Here is a 10,026-nt window from a genome sequence, read left to right on the forward strand (position 1 = left end):
ACGCCGTATAGGTCGTTATACACTTGGCGTGGCCAGGTTCCCGGCCACGCCAAGTGTTTGCGTCAGAGGGCGATGCCGAGGAGGGCGTCGACGGCGGCCTTGAGCTGCCCCGGCGCCTCCGGGTCGGTGCCGTCGCGGCGCAAGGCGGCGGTCACCCAGGCATCGACGGCCGCCAGTGCCTTCGGGGTGTCGAGGTCGTCGGCGAGGCGATCGCGGAGGCGGTCGATCGTGTCCGCGGCTTCCGGTCCCGCGGGCAGGGAAACCGCTTCCCGCCAGCGCGCGAGGCGGGCCTCGGCGTCGGCCAGCAGCTCCGCGGTCCACGGCCGGTCGGCGCGGTAGTGCCCGGCGAACAACGCGAGCCGGATCGCCCCGGCGTCCACCCCGTCGGCGCGCAGCCGGGAGACGAAGACCAGGTTCCCCCGCGACTTCGACATCTTCTCGCCGTCGAGGCCGATCATCCCGGCGTGGACGTAGTGCCGCGCGAACGGCCCGTCCCCGGCCACCGCCTCGGCGTGCGCGGCACTGAACTCGTGGTGCGGGAACACCAGGTCGGAGCCGCCGCCCTGGACGTCGAAGCCGAGCCCAAGCCGGTTGACGGCGATCGCGCTGCACTCGATGTGCCAGCCCGGCCTGCCCGCGCCCAGTTCGGACTCCCACGAGGGTTCACCGGGCCGCGCGGAGCGCCACAACAGCGCGTCGAGCGGGTGCCGCTTGCCCGGCCGCTCCGGGTCACCGCCGCGTTCGGCGAAGAACTTCGCCATCGTCTCGGCGTCGTAGTTCGACTCGTAGCCGAAGCGCCCGGTCGCGGTGTGGTCGAAGTAGACGTCGGGGTACTCCGGGTCGTCGGCGCGGTACGCGCTGCCGTTGGCGAGCAGCTTCGCGATCACCTCGATGATTTCCGGGATGCTCTCGACGGCGCCGACGAACTCGCGCGGCGGGATGACGCGCAGCGCCTCCATGTCCTCCCGGAACAGGGCCGTCTCGCGCATGCCGAGCACGATCCAGTCGTCGGAGTCCCGCTCGGCGCGCTCCAGCAGCGGCTCGTCGATGTCGGTGACGTTCTGCACGTAGTGGACCTCGTGCCCGGCGTCCCGCCACAGGCGGTTGACCAGGTCGAACGCCAGATACGTCGCGGCGTGCCCCAGGTGGGTCGCGTCGTAGGGGGTGATACCGCACACGTACATCCGAGCGGTCTCCCCCGGCGCGGTCGGGCGGGTCTGCCCGGTCGCGGTGTCGTGGAGCCGCAGCGGACGAGGGGTACCCGGGATGCGGGGCACGTCGACCGATGACCAAGTCTGCATACCCTCGACTCTAAGCATCGCCGCCGACCGTCTCTCGCCCGGTGGGAAAACATCACGACCGGAGCAGTGGGGGGGGGGGGCCCCCCCCCCCCCCCCCCCCCCCCCCCCCACCGGCCTACCGGGCGGCGCGGGCCGCGTTCGCCCGGATCGCGTCCCGCACGAACTCGCCGATCCCCGGCCGCTGGTCCGGCTCGCGGATCAGGAACCCGAGCTGCACGGGCTCGGTCGCGTACAACTCGCCGACGCGCTGGTGCGTCTCGTAGCCGCACTCCCCCATGAACCGGCCGAGCATCGCGCGGTGCTCCTCGGCCAGCGCCATGGCCTCCTCACCGTCCGGCCCCGCTCCCCCGTCCACCAGGGCGAGCAACCTGCGGACCCAGTCCTCGCGGACCCGCTCGCCGTCGATCCAGTCCTGTTTGGACGTCTCGGGGACCCGCGCCTGCCATTCCGGAGTGTGCCCCCAGCGGCGCACGGCCTCCTCCTCGTAGCCCGGCGGCTCGCGGAAACCGCCGAACACCTCGAACTTCTCCTCGGGCGTCAACGCGTTGCCCATCAGTTTCGCCTCCATCACGCGTTCGACGACCTCGACCATCCGGCTCAGCCGCGCGATCCGCTCCGTGAGCAGCGCGCGCTGATGCCGCAGTTGCTCGACGGCCCCGGCATGGGGATCGTCGAGGATGTCCGCGATCGTCTCGAGGCCGAATCCGAGTTCCCGGTAGAACAGGATGCGCTGCAGCCGGTCGAGGTCGTCCTCGCCGTAACTGCGATAGCCCGCCGTGGTCCGCGTGCTCGGCGAGAGCAGCCCGATCTCGTCGTAGTGGTGCAGTGTGCGGACGGTGACGCCGGCCAGCCTGGCGACCTTTCCCACCGGGTACCCCATCGTGCCTCTCCTCCGGCCGTTCCGGCCCTGACGACGTCCACCGTGTCGCCTCACGTGGCGTGAGGGTCAAGCCTCGCACGCCGGCAACCCGGCCGGAGGGTGATTCGTCGCCGGAACACGGCTGGATGGGGACGTGGCCCGGTCAGCGGCGGCGGGTGTGCAGGAAGTCGCTCACCACCGCCGCGCCCAGCCCGTCCAGATCCGGCGCGAGGACCCGGCCGCCCGAGCGCCGCGCGATCATCTCGACGAACGCCGTCAGCCGCGGGTCGTCACCGAGCCGGAACACCGTCACCGCGGCACCCAGCTTGGCCACTCTGTCCACTTCGGACAGTGTCTTGTGGATGGTCCGGGGCTCCGGCGGATACGCGAACTCGGCTTCGCCGTCCGGTTCCAGATGCGCGGTCGGCTCGCCGTCGGTGACCATCAGCACCACCGGCTGCGCGTCGGGATGCCGTCGCAGGTGCCGGCCTGCCAGCAGCAGCGCGTGGTGGGCGTTGGTCCCCTGCTCCCAGGTCCCCTCCAGGCCGATCAGCTCCGGGAGCTCCACCGACGTCGCGTAGCGGCCGAAGGTGATCAGCTGCAGCGCGTCGTTGCGGAACCGGGTGCTGATCAGCTGGTGCAGCGCGAGCGCGGTGCGTTTCATCGGGAGCCAGCGGCCTTCCTGGACCATCGACCACGACGTGTCCACCAGCAGCGCGACCGCGGCACGGGACCGGTGCTCGGTCTCCACCACCTCGACGTCCTCGACGTCCAGCTTCACCGGGCCACCGCCTGCCGACACCGAACGCAGCACAGCGTTGCGCACGGTGCGCGGCACGTCCCAGGGCTGCATGTCCCCGAACCGCCACGGCCTGCTCGCGCCGGTGGGCTCGCCCGCCGCGCCCGCGGACTCCGTCTCGCGCTCCCCCGCCTTGCCGCGCAGCGCGTTCACCACCTCGGCGAGCGCGGTCTCGCCCAGGCGGCGCAATGCCTTGGGCGACAAGTGAAGCGTGCCGTCCGGCGCCCGTTCGAACAGGCCCTGACGGCGCAGCTCACGCTCCAGTTCGGACAGTCGCCGCGCGTCGACGCCCGCGTCGGGGCCGAGCTGGCGTTCGAGGGCTTCGAGGTCGATGTCCTCCAGCCGCGCGCCGGGATAGGACTGGCCGAGCTGCTCGGCGAGCGCGTCCAGTTCCGCCAGATCGGCCATCGCCTGCGCGCCTTCACCGAGCCCCAGCGGATCCTGGCCCCGGAAGCGCTCCGAAGACGTCCAGTCCTCGCCGGGCCGCAGCGCCTGGAGCTGAGCGTCCAGAGTGGACAGTTGCTGGGCGAGCCGCGGATCACCGAACGCCTGCTGGGTCAGCTCGGCGAGTTCGGCGCGCTGCTCGTCGGTCATCGAGTTCAGCATCCGTTGCGCGGCGGCGGAACGCGCCGCGAGGACGTCGATGAGTTCCTCGACGTTCCGGGGATTCTCCGGGAAGAACTCGCCGTGGCGGCGCATGAACTCCGAGAACCGCTCGGCGATGTCGTCCACGCCCCGCGCGTGGGCGCTCAGCAGCGCGTTGAGGTCCGACAGCATCTGGTTGACGCGTTCGACGTCCTCCGGGCCCGCGTTCTGCAGGGCTTGTTTCATGCCCTGGAACCGCGAATCCATCAGCTCACGGCCGAGCAGGTTGCGGATTTCCTCGTAGTTCTCGCGCCCCTGCTCGGAGCGCCAGTCGTACTCGGCGAGCTCGCGGACCGCCGCGGCCGTGCCCGGCGGCAACGCGTCCAGCTGGGCCTCGCGGAACCGCGCGTCGTCGTCGGGATCGGGGAACAACGCACGGCGTTCGGCGTCCAGGGCTTCCTGGAGCAGCCGCTGGACCTCCTGCAGCGTGCCGTCGAGCCGGTGCCGCCGCTGGATCTGCGAACGACGCTGCCAGAGCCGCCGGGTCAGCTCGTCGAGACCCGCCGTGCGCTCGGTGCCCCGGCGCAGCAGCTCCTCCAGCGCGGACCGCGGCGAGGCACCGCCCATGACGTCGCGGCCGATCTCGTCGAGCGCGTCCCGCAGATCCGCGGGCGGCGCGAGCGGATCGGGCCCGTCGTGCCACGGACCGTAGGAGTAACCCTCGGGGACGGCTGTCATTGCCCGTACACGGTGGTCGAGTCGTCGGAGTCCTTGCCGACCCGGCGGGCGAGGAACAGCGACTCCAGCGCGAGTTCGACCGCCGCCGCGATGCGCCCGGCGGGTTCGTCGGCCGACACCCCCGCGCGCTGCGCGACCTCGTGCAGGACCGGCAGTTCCGGGAGCGCGGACAGCACGTCCTTGCCCGGCACGCGCTCGCCGGTCGCCACCAGATGACCGTCCGCGACGGCGTCCGACAGCGGGCGCAGGTCGAGCCCGGCGAACCGCTCGCGGGCGGTCTCCGCGACCGCACGGCGCAGCAGGTGCACGAGGTGCTCGATCTCGCGGCCTTCTTCGCCGGGTTCGAACTCGATCTTCCCGCGCAGCACGGCGGGCACGGCGTCGAGATCCACCGGACGCGCGACCGCGGGCTCTTCGCCCGTCAGCGCCGACCGCCGGAGCGCCGCCGCGGCGACGGTTTCGGCCGCCGCGACCGCGAACCGGGCCGACACGCCGGAACGCTGGTCGATCACCGGGGAGTCCCGCAGGTTCCGCACGAACCGGGCGAGGACCTCCAGCAGCGGCTCGCCGACCTCCGCGACGAGGTTCGCCTCCTGTCGCACCACCGCCACCTCGGCCTCGACGTCGAGCGGGTAGTGCGTGCGGATCTCCGCGCCGAAGCGGTCCTTGAGCGGGGTGATGATGCGGCCGCGGTTGGTGTAGTCCTCGGGGTTCGCGGTCGCCACGAGCAGCACGTCCAGCGGCAGCCGCAGCGTGTAGCCGCGGACCTGGATGTCGCGTTCCTCCATGACGTTGAGCAGCGCGACCTGGATGCGCTCGGCGAGGTCGGGCAGCTCGTTGATCGCCACGATGCCGCGGTGCGCCCTCGGCACGAGTCCGAAGTGGATGGTCTCGGGGTCGCCGAGACTGCGGCCTTCGGCGACCTTCACCGGGTCGACGTCGCCGATCAGGTCGCCGACGGACGTGTCCGGCGTGGCGAGCTTCTCGGTGTAGCGCTCGCTGCGATGACGCCAGGCGACCGGCAGGTTGTCGCCGAGTTCGGCGGCGCGGCGGATCGACGCGGGGGTGATCGGTTCGAGCGGGTGCTCGCCGAGTTCGGAGCCCTCGATCACCGGGGTCCATTCGTCGAGCAGGCCGGCCAGCGTGCGCAGCAGGCGGGTCTTGCCCTGGCCACGCTCGCCGAGCAGGACGACGTCGTGTCCGGCGAGCAGCGCGCGTTCGAGCTGGGGCAGCACCGTGCGGGAGAACCCGACGATGCCCGGCCAGGCGTCCTCTCCCGCCCGCAACGCGGCGAGCAGGTTGTCGTGGATCTCCTGGCTGATCGAGCGGGGCCGGTAGCCGGCCTCGCGAAGTGCCCCGGCGGTGCGGGGAAGAGAGTCTGGAGCGACGTTCACCACTACGACGCTAGCCGCGAGTCCGCGTCACGTCGACGTGGACCAACTCCAGCCCTACCGAGGAAAACCGCACTCCGGAGTACGGGTAAAATAGGGCGTCGTGTGCCGTCCCAGTGCGACCCTCGCGGTCTGGTCCTCCGCGTGGCTCAACGGAGCCGCCGCCTCCGACGATGTGCTCGACTCCCTGAAGGCCTGGGGCGAAGCCCATGACGTCGTGGCGGGCGATCCCGGAGCCTCGGAAGCCTTCTTCCTCTCGCTCGCGTACAACCGCGCCGCGAACCCGGTGGATCTCCTGCTCGCCCTGCGCGCGCAGGGCATCACGACGGTGAATCTGGTGCTGCCCGTGCCCGGCGACGTCCGGGGGCTCGGGGGTGGCGGGCTGTTCACCGAGGCCGCCCTGCGCTGCGGGGAAGCCATCGTCCTGCCCGAGATCGCCTACGGCCTCGTGCCGGAGCCGATCGCCGAGGGGCTCATGCGCTGGACGGCGTACGCGCTGGAAAACGAGGCGCAGCTGGAGTACTTCCCGCTCGGCGAGTCGGAGCACGCCCTCACCGACGCCATCCGGGACAGTGCCGGCGCGTTGCAGGCCCTCGACGTCGCGAGTGACCGGCCGGGCGTGCGGGCCGAACTGTCCGCGCATCTCCGCGCGCAGCCGAAGGTGCAGTGGCCCATCGGGACGCCGGGGCGTGCGCTGCGGGTGCTGCAACGAGCCGATGAGATCTCCGCGATCCTCGCGATCGCCCAGCTCGACGACCCGGGCGGCGCATTGTCGGCGTCTGCGGTCAACCAGCGGGCCGAGGCACTGCGCCCGCTGTCCAACGCGGTCCGGATCGCCCGGTGCGCCGCGGTGAACGAGGCCGTCCGCGTCTTCGCCGAGCAGGGCGACCGCCAGCCCTGAGCCTGAGCTTCAGCTCACGGGGCGTTTCGCGGGTTCGCAGCAGCCGACGGCACAGGGTTTGCCGTTGATGGTGCAGCCCAGCGCCGGGAACTCCGACAGCTTCCGCGCCGGGACACCCTCGGTGTGCTCGCGCACCAGCTCGACGACGAGTTCGGCGAACCGCGGATCGGTGTCCGGAGTGGCCGCGCGGGCGAAGCCCATACCGAGTTCGGCGGCACGTTCGGCGGCCTCGTTGTCGAGGTCCCAGATCACCTCGAGGTGATCCGAGACGAACCCGACCGGGCACACCACGACCGAGGTCACGCCCTCGGCGTGCAGCGCGTCGATGTGGTCGACGATGTCCGGCTCCAGCCACGGGACCTGCGGCGGTCCGGACCGCGACTGCCACACGACGTCGTAGGTCTCGACGCCCGCCTCGGCCGCCACCAGCCGGGCGGCTTCGGCGATCTGACGCGAGTACAGCCTGCCGCCGTCCTCCGGCGGGCCGGACGCCTTGTCCGCGCTCTCCGGGACCGAATGCGCGCAGAACACCGTCCGCGTCCCCGGCGCGTTCCCGAGCTTCGCGTGCGCCGCGCGGACCGCGTCGGCGACCGCGCCGACGAACAGCGGGTGGTCGAAGAACTGCCGCAGTTTCACCAGATCCGGGGCGTCTTCGCCGACCGCGGCGCGGGCACGCTCGATGTCCTCGTCGTACTGGCGGCACGCCGAGTAGCCGCCGTAGGCACTGGTCGGGAACACCAGCACCCGGCGGGCCCCGTCCTTGGCCAGCTCGGCGAGCGTGTCCTCCACCATCGGCCGCCAGTTGCGGTTGCCGAAGCGCACCGGCAGGTCGATGCCCGCCGACGAGAGCTGCTTCTCCACCGCCGCGATCGCATCGCGGTTGAGCCGGTTGATCGGCGAAACCCCGCCGAAATGCTGATAGTGCTCGGCGACCTCGAGCAGCCGCTCCCTCGGCACCCCCCGGCCCCTGGTGACGTTCTCCAGGAACGGCATCACCTCGTCGGGCCCTTCGGGACCACCGAACGAAAGCCATAGCAACGCGTCGTAACCCACCCCGTCATCTTGCCGCTGTGGCGGTCCCCACCCCCACGCCGCCCCATTTTTGGAACACTCAATACAAAACGGTGCTACGCTCGGGTCATGGCCAGGCCACGGGAATTCGACGAGACCGTCGCGCTCGAAGGCGCGATGTACGCCTTCTGGGCACGCGGCTACGAGGGCACGTCCACCCAGGACCTGTGCGAAGCCACCGGTTTGGGCCGCAGCAGCATCTACAACACCTTCACCAGCAAGCGAGCCCTCTTCGAGCGCGCGCTCGACCACTACAGCGCACGGGGCATCCGCGCCAGGACAGCCGTTCTCGAAGGTTCCGGAGACGCCGCCGAAAAGATCGCCCGGCTGCTCGAAGACCTCATCGAGGACGAGCTGGAACACGCGCGCCGGGGTTGCCTCGTGGTCAACACCGTGGCCGAATTCGGTGTGCGGGACAAGGAAATCACCGCGCACATCGAGGCCGACACGGCCGCACATCTCGCCCAGCTGACCGCCTGTGCCCGCGCCGGCCAGGCCGACGGCAGCATCACCAAGGACCGCAAGCCCGCCGACGTCGCCCAGTTCGTGCACAGCACGATCGCCGGGCTGCGGCTGATGTCCCGGCGCGGCGAAAGCGCGGACGCCATGCGAGCGGTCGCCGACATCGCGGTGTCGGCCATCGCCACCCACTGACCCATCCGACCCCCTTCCGGCCGACTCATGGCCAAGTTATGTACTGATCTATCCAAAATGGAGGAGAGCCGTGCCACTGGCCGTCTACGTGCTCGGGCTCAGCGTGTTCGCGCTGGGGACTTCCGAGTTCATGATCACCGGGCTGCTGCCCGGAATGGCCACCGACCTGGGGGTGAGCATTCCCGACACCGGGCTGCTCATCTCGGCCTTCGCGATCGGCATGGTGGTCGGCGCCCCGCTGCTCGCCGCCGGGACGCTCCGGCTCCCCCGCCGGACGACGCTGCTCACCCTGCTCGCGGTGTTCGGCGTGAGCCACGTCGTCGGCGCGCTGGCGCAGGGATACGCCCTGCTGTTCGCGACCCGCGTCGTCAGCGCGTTCGCCTGCGCCGGGTTCTGGGCCGTCGGAGCGGCGACCACGATCTCGCTGGTTTCCGCGCACCGCCGCGGCCGGGCGCTCGCCGTCCTGGTCGGCGGCCTGACCGTGGCGAACATCGTGGGTGTCCCGGCGGGCACCTTCATCGGCCAGCACGCGGGCTGGCGGGCGGCGTTCTGGGCGGTCGCGGTGCTGACGCTCGTCGCCGCAGCAGGCGTTCTCGCGTTCGTCCCGGCGACGCGTGCCGGGACCGACGCACCGCGGCTGCGCACCGAGCTCCAGCTGTACCGGCGGCCCCGCGTGTGGCTCGCGCTCGGCGTGATCGCGTTGTGCCAGGCCATGATCTTCGCCGCGTTCAGCTATCTCGCCCCGCTGCTCACCGAAACCTTCGGCCTGCCATCGGCCTGGGTTCCCGGCGTCCTCGCGCTGTTCGGCGTGGGCGCGCTCATCGGGATCACGGTCGGCGGCAAGCTCGCCGACGCCCGGCCGTTCGCCACGCTGTACGGCAGCGTCGGGCTCGCGCTGCTCGCCTTGCTCGTCCTGGCCGTCACCCGCGATGCCGCCGTCGGCGTGATCGCGATCGTCGTGTTCGGTGCCGCCGGGTTCGCGGCCAATCCGGCGCTCAACGTCCGCACGTACGCCGTCGCGGGCGACGCGCCGACGCTGGTGGGAGCCAGCACGACGTCCGCGTTCAACGTCGGCAACACGGCCGGGCCGTGGCTGGGCGGGCTGGCCATCGACGCCGGGCTCGGCTTCCCGAGCGTCGCGTGGGTCGGCGCGGCGCTCGCTGTCGCGACGCTCGCCGCCCTCACCCTCACGGCCGTCGTCCAACGCGCCGACGACGCGAAACGCGTCCCGGTCAGCGTCTAGTTTTCCTTACCCCACAAGGAGGATCATCATGTCCGAAACCGCGAAGATCGTGGCCGAGAAGCTTTTCGCCCTGCTCGGTGACGGCGACGCGGCGGGTGCCGCCGCGTTGTTCGCCGACGACGTCGATTGGGACATCCCCGGCAACACCGAAGTGGTCCCGTGGATCGGCCGCCGCCGGACCCGTGCCGAGGTGCTGGAGTTCTTCACCACGCTCGACCGCGACTACCTCGACCGTGACAAGTTCACCGCCGAGCGGTTCTTCGGCGACGACGACCGGGCAGTCGCGCTCGGCAGCCTCCGCTCGACGGTGCGCGCGACCGGCAAGGTCATCGAGTCCGCCTTCGCCCTCGACCTCGCGGTCAACGCGGACGGCCTCATCACCCGCTACGTGTTCCTCGAAGACAGCTGGCGCGTCGCCGACGCCGTCCAGGCCTGAATATCCGTGAAGGCCTCCTTCACAGCAATGAGCGCTGTGAAGGAGGCC

Annotated in this window: 9 protein-coding genes; 4 read left to right on the forward strand and 5 right to left on the reverse strand. The window is 71.4% G+C overall.

Going from position 1 to position 10,026, the window contains the following annotated elements; genetic code table 11:
- Positions 1–62: 62 nt before the first annotated feature.
- The 4 genes from mshC to ACFWX1_RS06875 form a co-directional block, all read right to left on the reverse strand.
- Positions 63–1,301, reverse strand: a complete 1,239-nt coding sequence (gene mshC, locus ACFWX1_RS06860) for a cysteine--1-D-myo-inosityl 2-amino-2-deoxy-alpha-D-glucopyranoside ligase (RefSeq protein WP_378384622.1) — start codon at positions 1,299–1,301, stop codon at positions 63–65.
- 115 nt (positions 1,302–1,416) lie between these two features.
- Positions 1,417–2,181, reverse strand: a complete 765-nt coding sequence (locus tag ACFWX1_RS06865) for a MerR family transcriptional regulator (RefSeq protein ID WP_378384624.1) — start codon at positions 2,179–2,181, stop codon at positions 1,417–1,419.
- 142 nt (positions 2,182–2,323) lie between these two features.
- Complete coding sequence (locus tag ACFWX1_RS06870) at positions 2,324–4,282, reverse strand: hypothetical protein (protein WP_378384626.1); 1,959 nt, start codon at positions 4,280–4,282, stop codon at positions 2,324–2,326.
- A complete protein-coding gene (locus tag ACFWX1_RS06875) occupies positions 4,279–5,676 on the reverse strand; it encodes an ATP-binding protein (protein ID WP_378384628.1) in 1,398 nt (465 codons plus the stop codon). The genes ACFWX1_RS06870 and ACFWX1_RS06875 overlap by 4 nt, the downstream gene beginning before the upstream one ends.
- Positions 5,677–5,776: 100 nt before the next feature.
- Between ACFWX1_RS06875 and ACFWX1_RS06880 the strand changes: the two genes are divergently transcribed.
- Complete coding sequence (locus ACFWX1_RS06880) at positions 5,777–6,574, forward strand: hypothetical protein (protein ID WP_378384630.1); 798 nt, start codon at positions 5,777–5,779, stop codon at positions 6,572–6,574.
- A gap of 9 nt (positions 6,575–6,583) precedes the next feature.
- On the opposite strand, the gene ACFWX1_RS06885 is transcribed toward ACFWX1_RS06880, so the two are convergent.
- Positions 6,584–7,627 carry a ferrochelatase gene (locus tag ACFWX1_RS06885; protein ID WP_378384631.1) on the reverse strand — a complete coding sequence of 348 codons (1,044 nt, stop codon included), beginning with the start codon at positions 7,625–7,627 and terminating at the stop codon, positions 6,584–6,586.
- Positions 7,628–7,714: 87 nt separating this feature from the next.
- Between ACFWX1_RS06885 and ACFWX1_RS06890 the strand changes: the two genes are divergently transcribed.
- The 3 genes from ACFWX1_RS06890 (at position 7,715) to ACFWX1_RS06900 (ending at position 9,978) form a co-directional block, all read left to right on the forward strand.
- Positions 7,715–8,299 (forward strand): TetR/AcrR family transcriptional regulator, encoded by a 585-nt coding sequence (locus ACFWX1_RS06890; RefSeq protein ID WP_378384633.1) that lies wholly within the window; start codon positions 7,715–7,717, stop codon positions 8,297–8,299.
- 70 nt (positions 8,300–8,369) lie between these two features.
- Entirely contained in the window at positions 8,370–9,542 is a 1,173-nt protein-coding gene (locus ACFWX1_RS06895; RefSeq protein ID WP_378384635.1) for a Cmx/CmrA family chloramphenicol efflux MFS transporter, read from the forward strand.
- Positions 9,543–9,570: 28 nt separating this feature from the next.
- On the forward strand, positions 9,571–9,978 hold the full coding sequence (locus ACFWX1_RS06900; protein ID WP_378384636.1) for a nuclear transport factor 2 family protein: 408 nt from the start codon (positions 9,571–9,573) through the stop codon (positions 9,976–9,978).
- Positions 9,979–10,026: the final 48 nt, after the last annotated feature.

It is taken from the genome of Amycolatopsis sp. NPDC059021, assembly GCF_042739895.1.
Classification (GTDB): domain Bacteria; phylum Actinomycetota; class Actinomycetes; order Mycobacteriales; family Pseudonocardiaceae; genus Amycolatopsis.

What these genes read in the sequence shown, in the direction of transcription:
- mshC (WP_378384622.1), bottom strand. Translation starts at nt 1,301, where the DNA reads ATGCAGACTTGGTCATCGGTCGACGTGCCCCGCATCCCGGGTACCCCT.
- ACFWX1_RS06865 (WP_378384624.1), bottom strand. Translation starts at nt 2,181, where the DNA reads ATGGGGTACCCGGTGGGAAAGGTCGCCAGGCTGGCCGGCGTCACCGTC.
- ACFWX1_RS06870 (WP_378384626.1), bottom strand. Translation starts at nt 4,282, where the DNA reads ATGACAGCCGTCCCCGAGGGTTACTCCTACGGTCCGTGGCACGACGGG.
- ACFWX1_RS06890 (WP_378384633.1), top strand. Translation starts at nt 7,715, where the DNA reads ATGGCCAGGCCACGGGAATTCGACGAGACCGTCGCGCTCGAAGGCGCG.
- ACFWX1_RS06900 (WP_378384636.1), top strand. Translation starts at nt 9,571, where the DNA reads ATGTCCGAAACCGCGAAGATCGTGGCCGAGAAGCTTTTCGCCCTGCTC.